Source organism: Azospirillum oleiclasticum (assembly GCF_013423485.1).
GTDB lineage: Bacteria > Pseudomonadota > Alphaproteobacteria > Azospirillales > Azospirillaceae > Azospirillum > Azospirillum oleiclasticum.
The window spans coordinates 54,709-74,375 of sequence record NZ_JABFFR010000027.1 but is presented as its reverse complement, the minus strand read 5'-3'; the positions used below and the strand labels follow the sequence as shown (position 1 = coordinate 74,375).

Genomic DNA, 19,667 nt, shown 5'->3' with positions numbered 1-19,667 from the left:
GCTGAAGGAGTTGGGAGACCACGAATGGCTCAGGCTCACACGCCGAAGTTCAGCAACCCCGTCGTGACCTGGATCGACAGCCGCCTGCCGATCTTCACGATGCTGAACCATGAATACAACGAATACCCGATGCCCAAGAACGTCAACTATCTGTGGGCGTTCGGGGCGATGGCCGGGATGATGCTGGTCATCATGATCGCGACGGGCCTGTTCCTCGCGATGCAGTACACCGCCAACACGCACATGGCCTTCGAATCCGTCGAGCGCATCATGCGCGACGTGAATTTCGGCTGGCTGCTGCGCTATGTGCACGCGAACGGCGCGTCGATGTTCTTCATCGTCGTGTTCATCCACCTGTTCCGCGGTCTCTACTACGGCTCCTACAAGGCCCCGCGCGAGATCCTGTGGATCCTGGGCGTGGTCATCCTGCTGCTGATGATGGCGACCGCCTTCATGGGCTACGTGCTGCCCTGGGGCCAGATGAGCTTCTGGGGTGCGACCGTCATCACCAACCTGTTCTCGGCCTTCCCGATCGTCGGCGACCCGATCGTGACCTGGCTGTGGGGCGGCTTCTCGGTCGACAACCCCACGCTGAACCGCTTCTTCGCGCTGCACTTCCTGCTGCCCTTCGTGATCTTCGCGGTCGTCATCCTCCACGTGGCGGCGCTGCACATCTCCGGCTCGAACAACCCGCTGGGCATCGACGCCAAGGGTCCGCAGGACACCGTGCCGTTCAACCCCTACGTCACGGTCAAGGACGGCTTCGCCATCGTCGTCTTCCTGATCCTCTACGCGGCCTTCGTGTTCTTCGCGCCGAACTATCTCGGCCACCCCGACAACTACATCCCGGCGAACCCGCTGGTGACCCCGGCGCACATCGTGCCGGAGTGGTACTTCCTGCCCTTCTACGCCATCCTGCGCGCCATTCCCGACAAGCTGGGCGGCGTTCTGGCCATGTTCGGCGCCATCGCGGTGCTCTTCGTGCTGCCCTGGCTCGACACCTCGCGCGTGCGCTCCTGCAAGTTCCGGCCGATCTACCGCCAGTTCTTCTGGGTGCTGGTGCTCTGCGTGCTGGTGCTGGGCTATGCCGGCGCCCAGCCGGCGGAGGGTGCGTGGCTGCTGATCGCCCGCATCGGCACCTTCTACTACTTCTTCCACTTCCTGGTCCTGCTGCCGGTGCTGGGCAAGATGGAGCGCCCGCTGCCGCTGCCCGTCAGCATCAGCGAGCCGGTTCTGAAGGGTGGTGGGCGCGTCGCCGCCGGAGCCCACGCCAAGCCGATGGAGAAGGCATAATGCGCGCGCTCAAGACCGTCCTCCTCTCGGCCGCCGTCGCCCTCGGGCTGGCCGGTGCCGCCCACGCGTCGGAAGGCGTGCACATCCCGACCCAGGACTGGCCGCACAGCGGCATCTTCGGCACCATCGACCAAGCGTCGGCCCAGCGCGGCTTCCAGGTCTACAAGGAGGTCTGCGCCGCCTGCCATTCGATGAAGCTGGTCCCGATCCGCACGCTGTCGGGCATCGGCTACAACGAGGAGCAGCTCAAGGCGATCGCCGCCGGCTACGAGGTCCAGGCCGGCCCGAACGACGCGGGCGAGATGTTCATGCGTCCGGCCATTCCGGCCGACCGCTTCCCCAGCCCCTTCGCCAACGACCAGGCGGCCCGCGCGTCCAACAACGGCGCCCTGCCGCCGGACCTGTCGCTGATGGCGAAGGCCCGCAAGGGTGGCGAGGATTACCTCTACGCCTTCCTCACCGGCTTCCGCGAGCCGCCCGACGGCGTGACGGTGATGGACGGCATGTACTACAACGAGTACTTCCCGGGCCATCAGGTGGGCATGCCCAACATCCTGAACCCGGACGGCGTGACCTTCGCCGACGGCACCAAGGCGACGGTGGAGCAGCAGGCGCACGACGTGGCGACCTTCCTGACCTTCGTCGCGGAGCCGCACATGGACGCCCGCAAGCAGATGGGCGTGAAGGTGATCCTGTTCCTGATCGTCCTGGCCGGCCTGATGTACGCCACCAAGCGTCAGCTCTGGAGCAGCGTCAAGCACTGACCACCGGGCACTGACACCGGGCACGGCTCCGGCCGCGACCGATCGACACCGGACGGGGCGCCTCGCGGCGCCCCGTTTTTTTTGCGCGGGTTCCGGCGTATGCTTGCCGCAGCGCAGCATGCCAAGCCACGGAGACGCGGGATGGACAAGGCCGACGGACTGATCGACGAGATCGTCGATTTCTGGTTCGACGAGGCGATGAAGCCCTACTGGTTCGAACCGTCCGACAGCTTCGACCGGCTGGTGCGGGAAACGCTGCTGCCGCATCACGAGACGGCGGCGGCCGGCGGCTTCGATCCATGGATGGAGGATGTGGACGGCTGTCTGGCCCTGTGCATCCTGCTGGACCAGGTGCCGCGCAACGCCTTCCGCGGCAGCCCGCGGGCCTTCGCCACCGACCCGCAAGCCCGCACGGTGGCGGCGCACGCGCTGCGCTCCGGCTTCGACATCGACTGCACGGCGGAGGAGCGGATGTTCCTCTACCTGCCCTTCATGCATCACGAGGATGTGGACAGCCAGCGGCTGTGCGTCCGGCTGGTGCGGGAACGCTGCGGCATCGATGGTGCGGTGGCGTCCGCCGACCGCCATCTGGAGATCATCGAGCGTTTCGGCCGCTTCCCCCACCGCAACGCCATCCTGGGGCGCGACAGCACGGCGGCGGAGCTGGCCTTCCTGAAGGAACCGAACTCGTCCTTCTGACGGGCGTAGGCGGTGCCGGCGCCACCACGCCGGCACCGCCCCCTTGTCACTTCTCCTGCACGATCACGCCGTACCAGCCCATGCCCTTGTAGGTCTCGTAGCCGGGGGTGAGGGAGAAGCCGATCATGCGGCCCTCCGGATCGGTATAATAGCCCATTTTCTGGCCGCTGGTGCGCAGTGGCACGCTCTCCGTCAGGATACCGCGGCCGTCGGAGGAGGCGATCACGCGGTGCCGTGCGTCGATCAGCAGGCATCGGCTGCGGCTGCGCTCCCCGTCCTCCAGCCGCACCCCCTCGACCACCGCGGCGGCCTGCGGCTCCCAGTCGAAGAAAATGCCCAGCACGCCGATCGGCTCGCCGTCCGCGCGCCCGTCGCGGCGGATCGCCGTGGCGTAGGTGCCGACCACGCGGTCGTCCAGAAGCCGATTGCGCGCCACGTCACCCACCGTGAACTCGCCGCCGTTGCGGGTGGCGAGCGCCTGACGGAACCACGGCTCGTCGATCACCCGGGCGCCCACCGCGCTGGGATAACGGCTGGGACGGCCGGTGGCGATCACCTCGCCCGCCAGATTGGCGACCCACAGGTCAAGATAGACCGTGTAGGACTCCAGGATCACGCCCAGCCGGTAGCTGGCCTGCTGCCGGTTCTCGGGCGTGGGATCGGTGGCGCAATCGACCATGGCGCTGTCGGTCGCCCACCAGCGCACATCGCAGGACCGCTCGTACAGGTTGCGGTCGATGATCTCGATCATGTTGAGCGCGAGGTCGGCCAGCCGCTTGCCGTGCATCTCCTGCACCATGGCGCTGCCGGTGGAGGTCAGGTGATCGACCCTGGTCGCGATCTCCGTCCGAAGCTCCTTGGTGATCGAGTTCACCTGGCGCGAGATCTCCGACACCTCGTTCGCCACCACCGCAAACCCACGCCCCGCATCACCCGCGCGGGCCGCCTCGATCAGGGCGTTCATGGCCAGCATCTTGGTGCGCCGTGTGATGTCCTCGATCAGCGACACCTTCTTCGACGCCACATCGAGCACCTGCCGCGACAGGTCGAACAGCTCGTTCCCTGCAATGCTCATGTATCCCTCCGCGTGCGGCGTTGCACCGCGTGCCATGTTGCACGTTGGTAACATCTTGCGTGCAATGCGGGAGGATTCAAAGGAAAACGAACTTTTTTTCATTCGCACCAATGATCGTTTATTTCTTGATCAACGCTGCGCAGGTTGAAGGCAGCCAGGGATGAACAAGTGTGCATCTCCGCTCACAGCCGATCCGGAGCGTGTATGCACGCAACTTTCAACCAAATTCAAGGCAAAGTTTGAAAGCGAATCGAGTCGCCCGGCTCACTCCGGCGGGTGCTGGACCGTCAGCAGGCGGCCGATCGGCGGCTGCTCGATCACCGCCACGGCGCCGTCCGGCCAGCGCACCTCCACCTGCTCCACCTGGCGCAGGTCGCCGAGACCGAAATGGGCGACCGGCTCCATCTGGCAGAGATAGCCGGAGCCGGCGCAAACCGCCCGCATCTGCCGGCGCCTGCCGGCCGTGCAGGTGACGATGGCGCCGCGGGCCGGCGCCGCGTGCGCCGTCAACGGCTGCACCCGCAGCCACTGGTTGCCATTCGGCACCGGGCGGAACAGCGCCAGCGGCTGCGGGTGCGGCCCGCCATGGCCGACGATCAGTTCCAGCCGCCCGTCGCCGTCCAGGTCGGCCACCGCAGCCCCGGTGCCGAACCCCTTCGGCAGGGCGGCGTCGCCGGGATCGATCTCCTGCCATTCCTCGTGGCGCCACGCGAACAGGCGGTTGCGGTCGCCCTGGATGTTGAAGAACAGCTCCTCGTACCCGTCATTGTCGAAATCGGCGGCGATCACGGTGCCGACGCGGACGGGCATGGACAGTTCGGCATTGGCGGCATCGGCGAAGGCGCCGGTGCGATGGAGGAACAGCCGCTGCGAGCCCTCCCAGTTGGCCACCAGCAGGTCGAACTGCCCGTCGCCGTCGGCGTCCAGCGCCACCACGCCGCGCCCGGACTGCCGCGAGTCCGTCACCCCGCGCTCCTCGGCGATTTCCTCGAAGGTGCCGTCGCCGAGGTTGCGGAACAGGAAGTTGGGGCCGGCCTCGTTGCAGGCGAAGATGTCCATCCGGTCGGACAGCAGCGGCAGGCAGACCAGCCCGCGCCCGGCGGCGTAGCTGTCGATCCCCGCCTCCTCCGCCACGTCGCTGACGCGGCCGCGGCGGCTCAGCTCGTACAGGCGGAACGGCGCTCCGTCGCTCGCCACCACGATCCCGTAGCGCCCGGTGCCCAGCCGGTCGATGACCGCCACCGATCGCCCCGCGGAGGCATTTGCCACGGCGGCGTTCTCCGCCTGCGCCAGCAGGTCGAGCCAGCGGTCGCCGAAGCCGGCGAACAGCCGGTCGCCGGCGTCCTTCGGACCGGACGCGCGTTCGGAGTTCAGGATGTAGATCTCTTCCCGCCCATCGCCGTCCACATCGGCGGCGGCCACCCCCAGCGCGCAGCCGGCGGGATCGGCCAGCACGGCATCGGCGGTGTCGACCAGCCGCTCCCCGTCCCATTTCAGGACGAGGTTGGGCTCGGCGAAGCCGGTGACCACAACCTCCGCCACGCCGTCACCGTCAACGTCGGTGACCGCGATGCCGTTGGACGTGCGCGGCCGGTTGTCAGCGATCCGGTCCTGGCTGTCGAGAAACATGCCCTGCCCCCCTGTCGGCGCGCGAAAAACCGCCCGGCGCGCTCACCAACAGATACCGCCTGCGCGGTCGGGCGTAAACCCGGCCGGAGGGGGCGGGCTCCGGCCACACCGCCGGGCACGTCGCCGCACGGGCCGGTCAGCGGCGCTTGATGCCGCCCTTGGTCAGGGCGGCACCGCCGGCCGCCGCCTGCTTCAGCGGCGGCTTGGATTCCGCGTTGGCCGGTTTGCCGTCGGGCTTGCGCTCCTGGTCGGGCTGCGGCAGCTCGATGTTGACCTCCAGGGTCGAACAGTCGCCGCCGCGGTCCAGCTTCACCTCGACCTTGTTCTGGTCGATGTCCACATATTTGGCGATGACCGCGAGCAGCTCCTGCTGGAGCATCGGCAGATAATCCGGCCCGGAGCGTCCGACGCGCTCGTGCGCCATGACGATCTGCAGACGTTCCTTGGCCTGGGTCGCCGGAGTCTTGGCCGAGGAGCGGAAGAAGTTGAAGATGCTCATGCGCTCCTCCGCAGGAGCCGGTTGAACAGCCCCTTCTTCTCGGGCTTCACGAAGCGGTGCTCGACATCCTCACCGAGGAAGCGCCCGACCGCGTCCAGATAGGCCTGGCCGGCGTTGGACTTCTCGTCGAGGATGACCGGCATGCCGATGTTCGAGGCTCGCAGCACCGCCTGGCTTTCCGGGATGACGCCGAGCAGGTTGATCGACAGGATCTCCAGCACGTCATCTACCTTCAGCATCTCGCCCTTCTCCACCCGCTCCGGGTCGTAGCGGGTGAGGAGGAGCTGCTGGGTCACCGGCTCCATCCCCTGCTCGGCGCGGCGCGACTTGGCGTTGAGCACGCCCAGGATGCGGTCGCTGTCGCGCACCGACGACACTTCGGGGTTGGTCACGATGATGGCGTGATCGGCGAAGTACAGCGCCATCAGGGCGCCCTTCTCGATCCCCGCCGGGCTGTCGCAGATGACGTAGTCGAACTCCTTGACCAGCTCCTTCAGGATGCGGTCCACCCCGTCTTTGGTCAGCGCGTCCTTGTCACGCGTCTGCGAGGTCGGGAGGATGTAGAGGTTCTCCACCCGCTTGTCCTTGATCAGCGCCTGGTTCAGCTTCGCTTCACCGTTGATGACGTTGATGAAGTCGAACACCACCCGGCGCTCGCAGCCCATCACGAGGTCCAGGTTGCGCAGGCCGACGTCGAAGTCGATCACCACCGTCTTGAAGCCGCGCAGGGCCAGCCCGGTGGCAAAGGCGGCGGACGACGTGGTCTTGCCGACGCCGCCCTTGCCGGAGGTCATGACGATGATCTTGCTCAAAGAGCGTCTCCCACTATCCTAGAGTTTCCCCGACACCGCAGCACACGCCCGACCGTGGCCCGTCACATGGCCTCGATCTGCAGATACCCGTCCTTCAGGCGGATCTGCACCGCCTTCTTCACCACCGCCTTGTCGATGTCCTCGCTGACCTGGTAGAGGCCGGAGATCGACACCAGCTCCGCCTCCAGGCTCTGGCAGAAGATGCGCGCGGCGCCGTCGCCCGAGACGCCGGCCAGCGCCCGGCCGCGCAGCGGGCCGTAGATGTGGATGTTGCCGTCGGCCAGCACCTCCGCCCCGTGCCCGACGGCGGCGGTGACGATCAGGTCGGTTTTCTCCGCATAGATCTGCTGACCGGAGCGGATCGGTTCGGTGATCATCAGGGCCGGGCGGAAGGCCGGCTCGGGCGGCGGGGCCGCCGGCTGCGGGGCGGCGCTGCGCGCGTCGGGGCGGGCCACCTCCAGCTTGGCGGCGCGGCCGGCCGGCATCGGCACCAGCCCGGCGGCGAGTGCCGCCTGCTGCACGGCGGGCGATCCGCCCTGGAAGCCGACCGGGAGCAGATGGTGCTCGCGCACGCCCTGGGCGAAAGCGGCGACGTCGAAGCCGCCCTCAAGCCCGGCCAGCTCCTCGAAATCGAGCACGACGGGCGCGTGCCGGAAGAAGTTGGGCGCCTGGCGGACCTTGCCGCCGAGCAGGGGGAAGAAGCTGGGAGACGCGGGGTCCAGCACCTTCAGCACCATCATGGTGAAGGAGTTCCCACGCAACTGGAACGGCACGTCCCGTTCGGCGACCTGACTGGCGCTGTTCACCGCCACCACCTTGACTGTTCCTGCCGATCGCCTGCCCTGCCGCCGGGCCGAACGGCCAACCCCCTGCCTTCCCGCGGCGAACCGACTCCGTGCGCCTTCTAGAGGGTGCCGCCGATCCGTTCAAGAGCTTCGCACGGCCGGCGGGGTGATATCCATGGTCCGGAATGCCGCGCCGGGCGGGATCCGTCCGTCATGGGTATCCCGCCCTGATCGGACGGTGTACCTCCAAAGTCTTGCGCCGGAATCGCAGCGCTCCCACAAGAAATAGTACCGAAACCGCACGAATGGAGCAAAGGGAATTCAGCCCGGCTGCGGCCGTCCGGCGCGCGCCACGGTGTCCGCGCGGTGGCGCTCGTACTCCTCCTCGCTCATCAGCCCGCGGTCGCGCATGGCGCGCAGCGCCCGCAGCGACTGGCGCAGCGTGTCGTCGCCGCTGCCGCTCTCCGCGTCGGTCTCGGCGCCGGCCGCCGCCGGGCGCGTCGCCACGCCGCGCACCGGTGGCCGGGCACCGTCCCCCCACACCGTGGTGAACCTCTTCGCCATGCCCGCCTCCATCGTCGTTGCGGCCCCCCACTGCGGCCCCCCACTGCGGCTCCCACTGCGGCAAAGCCACAACATCTTGTATTAATCTTTTTTGGCGACCGCAATTCCGGCTGACGGGCCGGGGTTGACCGCTTATGTTAAGTGTCACGAGGTCCATCCCGCGGCGAGGTCCGGCGTGAACGCTGAGTCCGTCTTCCCCCGTCTCACCGACCCGCCCGCGCGGCGGCCGGCAACGGATGGCTCCCCCGCACCGGCACGCCGGCCCGCTCCCGACATCGCGGATCGTCACGAACCTCCCCCTGCGGGAGGTTTTTTTGTGCCCGGTGACCAGCGCCCATCCCCATTTCATGAGGAGAGCGATATGGCCAAACGCCAGCCCAAGGGCAGCGCCGTCGCGTCCGTTCCGGACGGCAAGGTCCACCCGCTGTTCCCCCGCTCCGGCAATCCCGCCGGCTGGGATCCGCTGGGCGGGGACGACCGCCGCGACCAGAGCTATGTCCGGAAGGTCAAGCCGCAGAGCCCCAACCAGCAGACGCTGATGGAGGCGATCGCCGACCACAACATGGTGGTGGCTCTGGGGCCGGCGGGCACCGGCAAGACCTACCTCGCCATCTCCTCGGCCGTGGAGGCGCTGGAGGCCGGCCGCGTCGACCGCATCGTGCTGTCCCGCCCGGCGGTCGAGGCGGGGGAGAGCATCGGCTATCTGCCCGGCGACATGCACGAGAAGATGGCGCCCTTCCTGCGCCCGCTCTACGACGCGTTGGCCGACCGGCTCGGCGGCAAGCGGCTGCGCGCGCTGATGGCGGAGGGCACCATCGAGATCGCCCCCGTCGGCTTCATGCGCGGTCGCACCCTCAACAACGCCTTCGTGGTCATCGACGAGGCGCAGAACTGCACCTACGCGCAGATCAAGATGCTGCTGACCCGGCTCGGCTGGCATTCCACCATGGTGCTGACCGGCGACCCGGACCAGACCGACCTGCTCGACAACCTCTCCGGCCTCGCCGACATCGCCCGGCGGCTGGAGGCGGTGGACGGCATCGCCGTCGTCCGCCTGACCGACCGCGACATCGTCCGCCACCCGCTGGTGGCCAGCATGCTGACGGTGCTGTAGCCGCACCGCGTCGATGCCGGGACGGCGCCCGTCCCGGCATCGACGTTCCGCCCCCTTGACCGCGCGCGCCCGACCCCCCACTACTGCGGCATGAAAGCGCGCATCATCCGCATCGCCCTCGCCTCGGTCGCGGGGCTCGCCATCGCGGCGGGCATCGCCTGGTACCAGGTGAGGATGGCCGAAACCATGACCTCCGCCGGCAGTGCGGCGGTGGGCGGTCCCTTCACCCTGACCGACCACACCGGCCAGACGGTCACCGACACCACCTACCGCGGCCGCTGGGAGCTGATCTATTTCGGCTACACCTACTGCCCGGACGTCTGCCCCACCGAGCTGTCGGTGATCAGCCAGGCGCTCGACGCCATGGGCCCGGCGGCGGACAAGGTGCAGCCGCTCTTCGTCTCGGTCGATCCGGAGCGCGACACGGTGCCACACCTGGCCGGCTATGTGGGCCTGTTCCACCCACGGCTGGTCGGGCTGACCGGTACGCCCGAGCAGGTGGCCGCGGTGGCGAAGGCCTACCGCGTCTATTACGCCAAGGTGCCGGTGAAGGACGCAGGTCCGGAGAACTACACCATGGACCATTCGTCCTTCATCTACCTGATGGGTCCGGACGGCTCGTTCCGCGGCGTCTACCCCGCCGGGACCAAGCCGGAGGCGATCGCCGACGACCTGAAAAAACGTTTGGCCGGCTGACCAACCCGATGCGCGGCCGGCGGGACCAAGCGACGCAGCCCCCGCCAACCGCGGCGACAACGCTGGAATTCCAGCATATTCAAGCACTTGGGCGAGAGGTTTTGCCGCTTGACAGGGTAGAGCCCCGCCCGTATGGTCTCGCCGCTTTCGCGTGGCGGCGAGCCGACGGGGAACCCGAAGCGGTATGACCGAGGACAAGCCCCCTCATTCGTTGGATGAGCTCGAAGCCCGGCTGAGAAAGGCGCGCGGGGGAGAACTCGCCCGCAGCGCGGGCAAGGGCTCCCGTCTCGACCGGGCCAACCAGGGTCCGATCGGGGTGGCCTTTCGCATCGGGGCGGAGTTGGTGGCTGCCATGATCGTTGGCGTCGGCGGTGGGTATCTGATCGACCGCTGGCTCGGCACCTCGCCCTGGGGCCTGATCGGGATGTTCTTCCTGGGCGCCGCGGCGGGGGTACTGAATGTCTACCGGGCCGTTTCCGGGCTCGGCTTCGCCCCCGGCTACGGTCGGGTCAATAAGAACGAACCCCGGCGCCCCGACGGCGGCGACGCACTGTGAGCGAGGAACGACCTTGGATCCGCTGCACCAGTTCCAGATCAATCCCATCCTCCAAATCGTCATCGCCGGCTACGACGTGTCGTTCAGCAACTCGTCGCTGTTCATGGCGGTGGCCGCCGGCCTGATCTACGCGCTGCTGGTCCAGGGGATGAAGCGCCGCGCGCTGGTCCCCGGCCGGCTGCAGTCGATGGCCGAGATGTTCTACGAGTTCGTCGCCAACCTCGTGCGCGACAACGCGGGGCATGACGCCCGTCCCTACTTCCCGTTCGTGTTCGCGATCTTCATGTTCGTGCTGTTCGGGAACCTGATCGGGATGATCCCCTACACCTTCACCTTCACCAGCCACATCATCGTCACCTTCACGCTGGCCTTCGCCGTGTTCGTGTTCGTGACCATCCTGGCCCTGGTGAAGCACGGGATGCACTTCTTCACCTTCTTCATGCCGCACGGCGTGCCCATGTTCCTCGCCCCGATCCTGATCCCGATCGAGGTGATCTCCTACCTGATGCGCCCGGTCAGCCTCTCCATCCGACTGTTCGCCAATATGATGGCGGGCCACACGATGCTGAAGGTGTTCGCCGGCTTCACGGTGCTCATGGGTTCGGCGCTGGGCGCGCTCGGCTTCGCGGTCGGACTGGTGCCGCTGGCGCTCAACGTCGCGCTGACCGGCTTCGAGTTCCTGGTTGCGTTCCTGCAGGCCTATGTGTTCTCGATCCTGACCTGCCTCTACATCCGCGACGCGCTCGAACTGCACTGAGAGCGTCCGCGACCCGTCGTCACCCGTCCCTTCACAAACCGATCATCGAAAGAAGAGGAAGAGTATCATGGAAGCTGAAGCCGCAAAGTACATCGGCGCCGGTCTCGCGGTGGTCGCCCTGGCCGGTGTCGGTCTGGGCATCGGCAACATCTTCGCCAACCTGATCAGCTCGGTCGCCCGCAACCCGGCCGTCCAGCCGAAGGTTTTCCCGATCGGCATCCTGGGCTTCGCGCTGACGGAAGCGGTGGCGCTCTTCGCGCTCCTGATCGCGTTCCTGATCCTGTTCGCCTAAGGCCGACGCGGACGCGATACGCGGTTTGCGATTCGGCGCCGGTCCTCGACCACCGGCGGAAGCCGGTACCCCGTGTCCAGCACGGAGCCGGCTTTTCCAAAGGGTGGTCGGGTGACGGCGCCGTTTTCTTATGCCTTTGGGGGACCGATCATGCCGAACCTATTGGCCCTGGTGCGGCCTCACCGGTGGTCGGGCATCGCGGGCGTTGCGCTCGCGTCTCTCACCGTGACCGCCGGCAGCGCGCTCGCGGCGACCGCCGAAGCGCCGCACGGCGCCGAGCATGGCGGCGGCGGGCTGCCTCAGCTCAATCCGGCGACCTTCCCGACCCAGATCTTCTGGCTCGCCGTCACCTTCATCACGCTCTACTGGCTGCTCTCCAAGAAGGCCCTGCCGCGCGTCGCGGAGGTGCTGGAGGAGCGTCAGGAACGCATCTCCCGCGACCTCGGCAAGGCCGGCGCCCTCAAGGACGAGGCCGAGACGGTGATGGCCGGCGTCGAGAAGTCGCTCGCCGAGGCCCGCACCAAGGCGCAGGCCGAGATCGGCCGCGCGTCGGCGGAGATCGATGCGGCGAACAGCGCCCGGCAGCAGCAGCTGGCCGCCGACGTCGCCGAGCGGCTGCGCCAGGCCGAGGCCCGCATCCTCGCCGCCAAGCAGGACGCGGTCGCCAACGTCCGCTCCGCCGCGGCGGACATCGCCCGCGACGTCGCCGCCCGACTCGCCGGTGTCGACAGCGATCCGGCCAAGGCCGAGGCGGCCGTGGCCGCCGTGATGGAGGAGCGCGGCTGATGTTCTACACCGCCGAATTCTGGGTCCTTGTCTCCTTCGTCATCTTCGTGGCCCTGGTCGGCCGCAAGGTGTGGGCGATGGGAACCGGCATGCTGGACAGCCGCGCCGAGCGCATCCGCCAGGAGCTGGACGAGGCGCAGCGCCTGCGCGAGGACGCGCAGAGCACGCTGGCCACCTACCAGCGCAAGCAGCGCGACGCTCTGAAGGACGCGGAGGAGATCGTCGCCCGCGCCCGCGAGGAAGCCGAGCGCCTGCGCAAGCAGGCCGAGGCCGATCTCGAGGCGTCGCTGAAGCGCCGCGAGCAGCAGGCCATGGACCGCATCGCCCAGGCCGAGGCGACGGCGCTCGCCGAGGTCCGCAACCTGACCGTCGATCTGGCGGTCGCCGCCAGCCGGCGTCTGCTGACCGAGGGCATGGACGAGGCGCGCCAGCAGGCTCTGGTAGACCAGGCCATCGCCGACCTGCCGAAGGCGCTGCACTGACTAGGGACGGTTCCCGCAAGGTCCCCCGACAGGAACAGCCCCGGTGCACCCGCGCCGGGGTTTTTCTTTGTTTCCGGATGGGGGCCGGGCGGGGTACAATCGCCACACCCGTTCGACGTATCCAGTCCAGGCGGGGCCCGTCTTGGCGGGCGAGGGATCTGACCGGAACCGGAACGGTCCGGTGGCAAGCCACGCGCGAGGACGCGCGTACGGGAGACGGTGTGACGGTGGACGGCGCCTTGCCCCGGCTGGATGGCCCCAAGTCCGGCGCGCGCGGCTTGCGCGCGCGGCTCAACGACCTGTCCGTCACCGCCCGGATCGCGCTCGGCTTCCTGCTCGCCCTGGCGATGGTGCTGGTGCTGGCCCTGACCGGGGTGGCGACGCTCTACGGGGTCAGCCGCGATGTCGGTTCCTTCTCCCGCACGGCCGACCTGTCGCAGAGCGCGGCGGAGATCGACGTCGCCTTGCGCGGGCTGGAGGTCGCGGTGCGCGACCATCTGGCCGAGGGCGACCCCGACAGCCTCGGCGCGGCGCAGGACGCCCGCGACGGGCTGGAGCGTGCGCTGGAGCGGCTTGGCGCGGAGGCCACCGACGCCGACGACCGACGCGACGTGGAAGGCGCCCGCGCTGCGCTCGGCGCCTACTGGACGGGCGTCGGCCGCATCCTCGACCTGCGCCGCGAGCGCACCGCCCTGCTCTCGGGGCAGCTCGAACCGCAGGTGCAGACCATCCGCGACCGGCTGGGCGCGCTGAAGGCCTCCGGCGGCATCGATTCCGCGACGCTGGCCGGCGACGCCGCCATCGCGGTCACGCTGATGCAGGATCACCTCGTGCGCTTCGTCGAGCGGCGCGACGCCGTGGAGGGTGAGCGCATGCGCGGCCAGCTTGCCGCCGCGCGCGGCCGGCTGGTGGAGATGAACCGCTACCTGTGGGTGCCCGGCACGCAGAAGCTGATCACCGAGGTGGACGGGCTGCTGACCGCGACCGCGGCCACGCTCGACCGCGTGGAGGAGCTGCTGGTGGCGGAGGATTCCGTGCGCGCCGACGCGCTTCTGCCCAACGCCGCGGCGCTGGCCGAGCATGGCGCCGCGCTGCGCCATCGGGCCGACGCCGACGCGGCGGCCCTGCGCGACGGGCTGGCGGCCGGCAGCGCCGATTACCTGCGCATCGCGCTGTGGATCGGCGGTGTGGTGGTGCTGGTCGGGCTGCTGACGGTCTGGTACGTGGTGCGCAGCGTCAGCCGGCCGATGCGGGCGATGGCGACGGCGGTCACCTCGCTGGCCGCGGGCGGCAGCGGCGTCGCCCTGCCCGCCCTGGTGCGCGGCGACGAGCTGGGCGACCTCTCGCGGTCGGTGCTCGCCCTGCGCGCGGTCGCGGAGGAGCAGGAACAGAGGCGCGCGCTCGCCGAGGCGGACCTGGACCGGCTCCGGCGGGAGGCCGACGCCTTTCAGCAGGAGCTGATCGACGAGAGGGAGCGGGCCGAGGCCGCCAACGGCGCCAAGACCGATTTCCTCGTCAACATGGGCCACGAGCTGCACGGCCCGCTCACCGACATCGTCCACCACAGCCAGTCGCTGATGAGCGAGCTGCACCGGCTCGGCGTCGGCGAGCTCGCCAACGACGTGGACATGATCCAGTGGTCGAGCGAGCAGCTCGTCGGCCTCGTCGATTCGATCCTCGACTACGCGAAGATCGAGGCCGGCACCATGGACATCTGCCTGCAGGACTTCGACGTCGGCCGGCTGACCACCGAGGTGCGCGAGCGGCTGATGCCGCTGGCCGACCTGCACGGCAACGAGCTGGAAGTCGCCGCCTCCCCCGGCCTGGGCGGCATGCAGTCGGATTTCGGCAAGGTTCGGCAGGTGCTCCTGAACCTGCTCGACAACGCCTGCAAACACACCAGCGGCGGCCGTGTCGTCCTGTCGGCGGAGCGCCTGGAGCGCGACGGCCGCTCCTGGCTGCGCTTCGCCGTCGCCGACACCGGTGCCGGATTCCCGCCGGAGCAGGCGCAACGCTTCTTCCAGCCCTTCGTGAAGGGCAGCACGGTGAACGGCGCCCGCAAGGGCGGCGCCGGGCTCGGCCTCACCCTTGTGGCGCATTACTGCGCCATGCTCGGTGGCGCGATCGAGCTGGCCAGCACCCCCGGCCGCGGAACCCGTGTCACGGTGCTGCTGCCGGCCGTCTATCGGGAGGATGACGGGCGTCGCCGCCTGCGCATCGACGCCCTTGACCAGCCCGCCGGCCGGCCCCTGCTGACGGTGATGGAGACGCTGCCCGCCGCGTGACCCTGACATGGGCGCGCTCATGTGGTCGAGTCATTGACGTTGACGTAAACGTCATCAAACACTACGCTTCCGCCCCATCGCACCGAACGAGCGGCCACGAGAGCCGCCGCGGAACCGGGAGGAACGCATGACCAGAACGCGCGCCTGTTGCGCCGCCCTCGCCCTTGCCCTGTTGTCGCTGCTGCCGGCCACCCCCGCCCTGGCCGCCGGCGACAGCCGCACCCTCACCTACCGCATCCTGATGGGCGACGACCCGATCGGCACGGAAACCGTCACGATCGAGCGTCAGGGACCCCGCACCCGTGTGACGGTCGAGGCGAGCACCCGGGTGACGATGCTGTTCATCACCTTCCGCTACGACCACAAGCGCGAAGAGCTGTGGGAGGGCGGCACGCTGGTCTCGGTCACGACCAGCACCGACGATGATGGCACGCCCCACAGGCTGGAGCTCCGCCGGGCCGGTGCCGGATTCCGACTGACCGCGGACGGTAAGGACGCCGACCTTCCCGCCGACGCCTTGCCCCTCACCCTGTGGACGCCGGCGGTGCTGAAGCATCCGTTGCTGCTCTCCGTCATCGACGGCAGCCGCTACCGGGTGGCGGCGCGACCCGTCGGCCGCGAGACCGTGGAGGCCGCCGGCCGCAAGACCGACGCCCAGCACCACCGCATCGACGGCGACGTCGAGCGCGACCTCTGGTACGCCGACGACGGCACCCTCCTGATGACGCGCTTCCGCCGCAGCGGCTACGACATCACCTACGCGTTGAAATAGTCTCAGTCCGGCGACTGGCCGTACTTCATCCGCCGCATCTTCTCCGCCACCCGCCCGATCTCGTCGGCGGGCAGCAGGGGCGGATCGCCCAGCAACAGGGCGTAGGTGTATTGCCGGGCGAGCGTCTCGACCTCGACCGCCAAGGCCAGCGCCGCTTTCGGGTTGCGGCCCAGCACGATCATGCCGTGATGGCCGAGCAGACAGGCCATCCGCCCGTCGAGCGCCGCCAGCGCGTGGTCGCTCAGTTCCTGCGTGCCGAAGGTGGCGTAGGGGGCGCAGCGGATCGAATCGCCCCCGGCGAGAGCCACCATGTAGTGGAAGGCGGGGATGCCGCGCCCGTGCACCGCCAGAGCGGTGGCGAAGGTGGGGTGCGCGTGCAGCACCACATCCACGTCGGTCCGCGCCTGCAGGATGTCGCGGTGGAAGCGCCATTCCGAGGAGGGCCGCCGCCCCTCGCGCGCCGACCACGCCCCATCGAAGCCCATGGCGACGATGTCCTCCGGCTCCGTCTCGTCGTAGGGCAGGCCGGACGGGGTGATCAGCAGCCCGTCGCCGTGGCGGACCGACAGGTTGCCGGACGCCCCCTGGTTCACGCCCGACCGGTTCATGGCGAGGCAGGTGTCGATGATAGCGCGGCGGAGGGGGAGGTCGTCGGCGGTCGTCATGCGCCGAACGAGCCACGCCCCGCCCCCGCTGTCAAGCCTGGGCCGGAGCGGCTACACTCCGCGCGACAAAGGTCGCGGGAGGCTCGCGGTGGCACGGGGACGGTCCCATCGTCGGCGGATCGGCGTCATCGGCTGGCTGGGCTTCGCCGGAGCCGGCCTCGCCGCGATCGGCCTTGCCGGCACGATCCTGGTGCTCCTCGTCCCGGTCGAGCGGTTGGATGCCGAAGGCCGGGTGATCGGCGAGATGCCGCCCGCCTTCACGGTCGGGCTGCTGATGCTGGTGGCCGGGTTGGCCGTCCTCACCGCGGCGATGCTGGCGGCTGTGCTGCGGCGGGCGCGGCGGCGCTGGACGCGCCTCGGTTCCTAACCGGCATCCTCGCCACCGGCCATCCGCCCGCGCGCCAGGATGTAGAGGCGCAGCGCCTCGGCCTCGGCGCTCCACAGGGCGGCTTCCTTGGCGCGGACGATGCTCTGCTGCCGGCCCTTCAGAACCTCGGGGTTGGACTCGACGATGGCCTTGCGTTCGGCCTGCGGCATCTTGTCGCCGGCGGCGACCAGCCGCTCGTGCTGCACCGCCTCGCGGTGGGCGTTGTTGGCGTCCTGGTAGTCGGCGCGGGCGCGGGCCAGGGCGGCGTTGCGGCGGGCGTCGTGGTAGCGGACGATCAGCGCCTCCACGCTGGCCCCGGACAGCTCCCCCTCGGTCAGCGCGCGCGCCGCCGGCGTCTCCTTGCCCTCGTCGTCCATCGCCGTCCCTCCCTGCCCTGCGGCGCCACCGGCGCGTTCAGCGCTGCATGCCACCGGCTGTGCCGGCACGCAACCGCGTGATCACGCGACCAGCCCGGCTGCGACCATCCGCCGGGCCTCCTCCAGATCCTCCGGCCGGTTGGTGTTGAAAAAGGGGTCGACCGGCTTGGCCGGGAAATCGGCGACGGCCAGCCGGTGACGGCCGGCCCAGGCGGCGACTTTGCGCACGCCCTCCTCCACCAGCGCCCGTCGCAGGTCGGCGGCCAGCGCCACGGGCCACAGGCCGAACACCGGATGGTCCCGACCGGCCGACCGCGCGCAGGCGATGTCGGCCCCGTCCGTCTCCACCGCGCGCAGCAGCCGGTCCACCAGATCCGGCGGCAGGAAGGGCGAGTCGGTGGCGACGCTCGCCACCCAGCGGCAGCCTGGCGCCTGTTCCGCCGCCCATTCCAACCCCGTCAGCACGCCGGCCAGCGGCCCCGCGAAGCCCTCCACCACATCCGGCACGACCGGCAGGCCGTACGCGGCGAAGCGCGCCGGGTCGCCATTGGCGTTGAGCACGAGAGGCCCGACCTGCGGCCGCACCGTCGCCAGGATGCGCTCCAGAATCGTGCTGCCGCCGAGCCGGCGCAGGCACTTGTCCCCGCCGCCCATGCGGCGCGACAGGCCGCCGGCCAGCAGCACGCCCGCGACAATTCCGCGCACGCTGGCCCCTGTGACGTCCGGCTGTGGGTTCATGACCCTCAGAGTGACTGGTACGCGGAGCCTCGGCAATAGGCTGTCACAGGCCGCACCGTCATAGGCATTTATGACTTTCGGTTGAGGAAGATCGGCTATCATACCCAGGTATGCAGGCCTCTATTCCGCATTGCATTGGCATAAAGTTTTCGCATCATAGGCAATCTAATTAGCCCGCAAACACGTATTTCAAGCTGTTATATCGTCCCGCCCGCCACCAACGGACCGGACGCCGCCCGCCTGACCAGCCCACGCACGCCGAGGAAAGCGCCGATCATGACGAATACCCGAACCGACAGCGATCATCACCGCTCACGCCTTGCCGTTTTCGGGATCGACGATGCGCTTGTTCGCCGGCTGGGCCGGCATCGCGACTGGGCCGAACGGAAGCTGCCCGCGCTGCTGGAGACCTGGCACGGGCTGTTCGCGGCTTGGCCGGAGATCCAGGCGGCGCTCCGAAATCCCAATGTCCACAAGGTGCGCGTGGAGCATTGGGTGCGGGTGGTGTCGGGGCAGGTGCATGAGGGATTCGAAGACTCGGCGCGGCGGCTCGCCATAGCCTTCTACGAGAACGGGGTTCCCGCCTACGCCGTGGCCGTCTGCCACCACACGGTGTCGCGCGCCATCGCCCGCGAATTGGGGCTGGACTCGCCGCGGACCGGCGGCTTCTTCGGCTCCGGACGCCGCGAGCGGGAGGAGCGGGATGCCCTGAGGCAAGCCCTGGACAGCATGGCTTGGTTCGACCTGGAGGTGCTGCTGGAGACCTACACCCTGTCCGAGCGGACCGCCAGGCAGGCCGCCATGACCCGCCTCGCCGACCAGTTCGAGCGCAGCGTGAAGGGCGTGGTGGAGGCGGTGGCGAGTTCGGCCGGCGACATGAAGGCGGCGGCGTCCGCCCTGTCCGCCACCGCGCAGCAGACCTCGCAGCAGGCGATGTCCGTCGCCTCGTCGGCGGAGGAGGCGTCGGCCAGCGTCAGCACCGTGGCCGCGGCGACGGAGGAGCTGAACGCCTCGATCCTGGAAATCGGCCGGCAGGTGCATCTCTCCTCCGCGATCGCTGGCGAGGCGGTGCGGCAGGCCTCCGCCACCAACGGCATGATGGAGGCACTGGCGGCCGCGGCGCGGCAGGTGGGCGATGTGGTGAACCTCATCAACTCCATCGCCGGTCAGACCAACCTGCTGGCGCTGAACGCCACCATCGAAGCCGCGCGCGCCGGGGAGGCCGGCAAGGGCTTCGCGGTCGTCGCCAGCGAGGTGAAGCAGCTCGCCAACCAGACCGCCAAGGCCACCGAGGAGATCCAGGCCAAGGTGGCGGAGATCCAGCAGTCCAGCTCCGGTGCGGTCGGCGCCATCCAGGAGATCGGCCGCACCATTGGCCGCATGGACGAGATCGCGTCGGGCATCGCCGCCGCCGTCGAGGAGCAGTCGGCCTCCACCCGCGAGATCGCCGGCAGCATCCAGCAGGCCGCGCACGGCACCCAGTCCGTCACCGCCGTGATCGGCGAGGTCAACCGGGCGGCGACCGAGACCGGGGCTGCCGCCACCCAGGTGCTGGGTGCCGCCGGCACCCTGACCGACGAGGCATCCCGCCTGCGCCACGAGGTCGGCGCCTTCCTGTCCACGGTGCGCGCCGCCTGAGACGAGGGCGGCGCCGGATCCG

Annotated in this window: 23 protein-coding genes; 14 read left to right on the top strand and 9 right to left on the bottom strand. The window is 69.3% G+C overall.

Annotation, left to right across the window (positions count from 1 at the left end):
* The first annotated feature begins 24 nt into the window (after positions 1 to 24).
* From HL658_RS24435 to HL658_RS24425, 3 genes are all read left to right on the top strand, one after another.
* Positions 25 to 1,293: a cytochrome b gene (locus tag HL658_RS24435; RefSeq protein WP_180283746.1), complete on the top strand. Its 1,269-nt coding sequence runs from the start codon at positions 25 to 27 to the stop codon at positions 1,291 to 1,293.
* Positions 1,293 to 2,057, top strand: a complete 765-nt coding sequence (locus HL658_RS24430; protein ID WP_180283745.1) for a cytochrome c1 — start codon at positions 1,293 to 1,295, stop codon at positions 2,055 to 2,057. The genes HL658_RS24435 and HL658_RS24430 overlap by 1 nt, the downstream gene beginning before the upstream one ends.
* A gap of 141 nt (positions 2,058 to 2,198) precedes the next feature.
* The gene (locus tag HL658_RS24425; protein ID WP_180283744.1) at positions 2,199 to 2,756 is read left to right on the top strand and encodes a DUF924 family protein; all 558 of its coding nucleotides are present in this window, start codon (positions 2,199 to 2,201) and stop codon (positions 2,754 to 2,756) included.
* 46 nt (positions 2,757 to 2,802) lie between these two features.
* On the opposite strand, the gene HL658_RS24420 is transcribed toward HL658_RS24425, so the two are convergent.
* The 6 genes from HL658_RS24420 to HL658_RS24395 form a co-directional block, all read right to left on the bottom strand.
* The gene (locus HL658_RS24420) at positions 2,803 to 3,831 is read right to left on the bottom strand and encodes a methyl-accepting chemotaxis protein (protein WP_180283743.1); all 1,029 of its coding nucleotides are present in this window, start codon (positions 3,829 to 3,831) and stop codon (positions 2,803 to 2,805) included.
* Positions 3,832 to 4,095: 264 nt separating this feature from the next.
* Positions 4,096 to 5,460: a CRTAC1 family protein gene (locus HL658_RS24415; RefSeq protein ID WP_180283742.1), complete on the bottom strand. Its 1,365-nt coding sequence runs from the start codon at positions 5,458 to 5,460 to the stop codon at positions 4,096 to 4,098.
* A gap of 136 nt (positions 5,461 to 5,596) precedes the next feature.
* Positions 5,597 to 5,959, bottom strand: coding sequence for a cell division topological specificity factor MinE (gene minE / locus HL658_RS24410; protein WP_180283741.1), 363 nt, complete (start codon positions 5,957 to 5,959; stop codon positions 5,597 to 5,599).
* The gene (gene minD / locus HL658_RS24405) at positions 5,956 to 6,771 is read right to left on the bottom strand and encodes a septum site-determining protein MinD (protein WP_180283740.1); all 816 of its coding nucleotides are present in this window, start codon (positions 6,769 to 6,771) and stop codon (positions 5,956 to 5,958) included. The genes minE and minD overlap by 4 nt, the downstream gene beginning before the upstream one ends.
* A gap of 62 nt (positions 6,772 to 6,833) precedes the next feature.
* On the bottom strand, positions 6,834 to 7,577 hold the full coding sequence (minC, locus tag HL658_RS24400) for a septum site-determining protein MinC (RefSeq protein ID WP_180283739.1): 744 nt from the start codon (positions 7,575 to 7,577) through the stop codon (positions 6,834 to 6,836).
* A gap of 300 nt (positions 7,578 to 7,877) precedes the next feature.
* Positions 7,878 to 8,120 carry an SHOCT domain-containing protein gene (locus tag HL658_RS24395; RefSeq protein ID WP_180283738.1) on the bottom strand — a complete coding sequence of 81 codons (243 nt, stop codon included), beginning with the start codon at positions 8,118 to 8,120 and terminating at the stop codon, positions 7,878 to 7,880.
* Positions 8,121 to 8,481: 361 nt separating this feature from the next.
* On the opposite strand from HL658_RS24395, the gene HL658_RS24390 reads away from it, so the two are divergent.
* The 9 genes from HL658_RS24390 (at position 8,482) to HL658_RS24350 (ending at position 15,860) form a co-directional block, all read left to right on the top strand.
* The gene (locus HL658_RS24390; RefSeq protein WP_180283737.1) at positions 8,482 to 9,234 is read left to right on the top strand and encodes a PhoH family protein; all 753 of its coding nucleotides are present in this window, start codon (positions 8,482 to 8,484) and stop codon (positions 9,232 to 9,234) included.
* Between the two features lie 90 nt (positions 9,235 to 9,324).
* Complete coding sequence (locus tag HL658_RS24385; protein ID WP_180283736.1) at positions 9,325 to 9,930, top strand: SCO family protein; 606 nt, start codon at positions 9,325 to 9,327, stop codon at positions 9,928 to 9,930.
* A gap of 184 nt (positions 9,931 to 10,114) precedes the next feature.
* Positions 10,115 to 10,486, top strand: coding sequence for an AtpZ/AtpI family protein (locus HL658_RS24380; protein ID WP_180283735.1), 372 nt, complete (start codon positions 10,115 to 10,117; stop codon positions 10,484 to 10,486).
* Between the two features lie 13 nt (positions 10,487 to 10,499).
* Complete coding sequence (locus HL658_RS24375) at positions 10,500 to 11,243, top strand: F0F1 ATP synthase subunit A (protein WP_180283734.1); 744 nt, start codon at positions 10,500 to 10,502, stop codon at positions 11,241 to 11,243.
* Positions 11,244 to 11,310: 67 nt separating this feature from the next.
* A complete protein-coding gene (locus HL658_RS24370; RefSeq protein WP_180283733.1) occupies positions 11,311 to 11,535 on the top strand; it encodes an ATP synthase subunit C family protein in 225 nt (74 codons plus the stop codon).
* A gap of 150 nt (positions 11,536 to 11,685) precedes the next feature.
* Positions 11,686 to 12,321, top strand: coding sequence for a F0F1 ATP synthase subunit B family protein (locus tag HL658_RS24365; RefSeq protein WP_180283732.1), 636 nt, complete (start codon positions 11,686 to 11,688; stop codon positions 12,319 to 12,321).
* A complete protein-coding gene (locus HL658_RS24360; protein WP_180283731.1) occupies positions 12,321 to 12,803 on the top strand; it encodes a F0F1 ATP synthase subunit B family protein in 483 nt (160 codons plus the stop codon). The genes HL658_RS24365 and HL658_RS24360 overlap by 1 nt, the downstream gene beginning before the upstream one ends.
* 221 nt (positions 12,804 to 13,024) lie before the next feature.
* Positions 13,025 to 15,088 (top strand): ATP-binding protein, encoded by a 2,064-nt coding sequence (locus HL658_RS37320; protein ID WP_180283730.1) that lies wholly within the window; start codon positions 13,025 to 13,027, stop codon positions 15,086 to 15,088.
* A 127-nt stretch (positions 15,089 to 15,215) separates the two neighbouring features.
* Entirely contained in the window at positions 15,216 to 15,860 is a 645-nt protein-coding gene (locus HL658_RS24350) for a DUF6134 family protein (RefSeq protein ID WP_180283729.1), read from the top strand.
* A gap of 2 nt (positions 15,861 to 15,862) precedes the next feature.
* On the opposite strand, the gene HL658_RS24345 is transcribed toward HL658_RS24350, so the two are convergent.
* Positions 15,863 to 16,525, bottom strand: a complete 663-nt coding sequence (locus HL658_RS24345) for a class II aldolase/adducin family protein (protein WP_180283728.1) — start codon at positions 16,523 to 16,525, stop codon at positions 15,863 to 15,865.
* 88 nt (positions 16,526 to 16,613) lie between these two features.
* On the opposite strand from HL658_RS24345, the gene HL658_RS24340 reads away from it, so the two are divergent.
* Positions 16,614 to 16,892: a hypothetical protein gene (locus HL658_RS24340; RefSeq protein ID WP_180283727.1), complete on the top strand. Its 279-nt coding sequence runs from the start codon at positions 16,614 to 16,616 to the stop codon at positions 16,890 to 16,892.
* Here HL658_RS24340 and HL658_RS24335 read toward each other — a convergent pair.
* Positions 16,889 to 17,269 carry a hypothetical protein gene (locus HL658_RS24335; protein WP_180283726.1) on the bottom strand — a complete coding sequence of 127 codons (381 nt, stop codon included), beginning with the start codon at positions 17,267 to 17,269 and terminating at the stop codon, positions 16,889 to 16,891. The genes HL658_RS24340 and HL658_RS24335 overlap by 4 nt on opposite strands.
* Positions 17,270 to 17,350: 81 nt before the next feature.
* Complete coding sequence (mobA, locus tag HL658_RS24330) at positions 17,351 to 17,974, bottom strand: molybdenum cofactor guanylyltransferase MobA (protein ID WP_425485365.1); 624 nt, start codon at positions 17,972 to 17,974, stop codon at positions 17,351 to 17,353.
* A gap of 309 nt (positions 17,975 to 18,283) precedes the next feature.
* Here mobA and HL658_RS24325 point away from each other — a divergent pair, with 309 nt between their 5' ends.
* Positions 18,284 to 19,645: a globin-coupled sensor protein gene (locus HL658_RS24325; protein WP_180283724.1), complete on the top strand. Its 1,362-nt coding sequence runs from the start codon at positions 18,284 to 18,286 to the stop codon at positions 19,643 to 19,645.
* Positions 19,646 to 19,667 lie beyond the last annotated feature (22 nt).

Coding starts and splice junctions, on each gene's coding strand:
- HL658_RS24435 (WP_180283746.1), top strand. CDS start 25: ATGGCTCAGGCTCACACGCCGAAGTTCAGCAACCCCGTCGTGACCTGG.
- HL658_RS24430 (WP_180283745.1), top strand. CDS start 1,293: ATGCGCGCGCTCAAGACCGTCCTCCTCTCGGCCGCCGTCGCCCTCGGG.
- HL658_RS24425 (WP_180283744.1), top strand. CDS start 2,199: ATGGACAAGGCCGACGGACTGATCGACGAGATCGTCGATTTCTGGTTC.
- HL658_RS24420 (WP_180283743.1), bottom strand. CDS start 3,831: ATGAGCATTGCAGGGAACGAGCTGTTCGACCTGTCGCGGCAGGTGCTC.
- HL658_RS24415 (WP_180283742.1), bottom strand. CDS start 5,460: ATGTTTCTCGACAGCCAGGACCGGATCGCTGACAACCGGCCGCGCACG.
- minE (WP_180283741.1), bottom strand. CDS start 5,959: ATGAGCATCTTCAACTTCTTCCGCTCCTCGGCCAAGACTCCGGCGACC.
- HL658_RS24395 (WP_180283738.1), bottom strand. CDS start 8,120: ATGGCGAAGAGGTTCACCACGGTGTGGGGGGACGGTGCCCGGCCACCG.
- HL658_RS24390 (WP_180283737.1), top strand. CDS start 8,482: ATGGCCAAACGCCAGCCCAAGGGCAGCGCCGTCGCGTCCGTTCCGGAC.
- HL658_RS24385 (WP_180283736.1), top strand. CDS start 9,325: ATGAAAGCGCGCATCATCCGCATCGCCCTCGCCTCGGTCGCGGGGCTC.
- HL658_RS24380 (WP_180283735.1), top strand. CDS start 10,115: ATGACCGAGGACAAGCCCCCTCATTCGTTGGATGAGCTCGAAGCCCGG.
- HL658_RS24370 (WP_180283733.1), top strand. CDS start 11,311: ATGGAAGCTGAAGCCGCAAAGTACATCGGCGCCGGTCTCGCGGTGGTC.
- HL658_RS24365 (WP_180283732.1), top strand. CDS start 11,686: ATGCCGAACCTATTGGCCCTGGTGCGGCCTCACCGGTGGTCGGGCATC.
- HL658_RS24360 (WP_180283731.1), top strand. CDS start 12,321: ATGTTCTACACCGCCGAATTCTGGGTCCTTGTCTCCTTCGTCATCTTC.
- HL658_RS24350 (WP_180283729.1), top strand. CDS start 15,216: ATGACCAGAACGCGCGCCTGTTGCGCCGCCCTCGCCCTTGCCCTGTTG.
- HL658_RS24345 (WP_180283728.1), bottom strand. CDS start 16,525: ATGACGACCGCCGACGACCTCCCCCTCCGCCGCGCTATCATCGACACC.
- HL658_RS24335 (WP_180283726.1), bottom strand. CDS start 17,269: ATGGACGACGAGGGCAAGGAGACGCCGGCGGCGCGCGCGCTGACCGAG.
- HL658_RS24325 (WP_180283724.1), top strand. CDS start 18,284: ATGACGAATACCCGAACCGACAGCGATCATCACCGCTCACGCCTTGCC.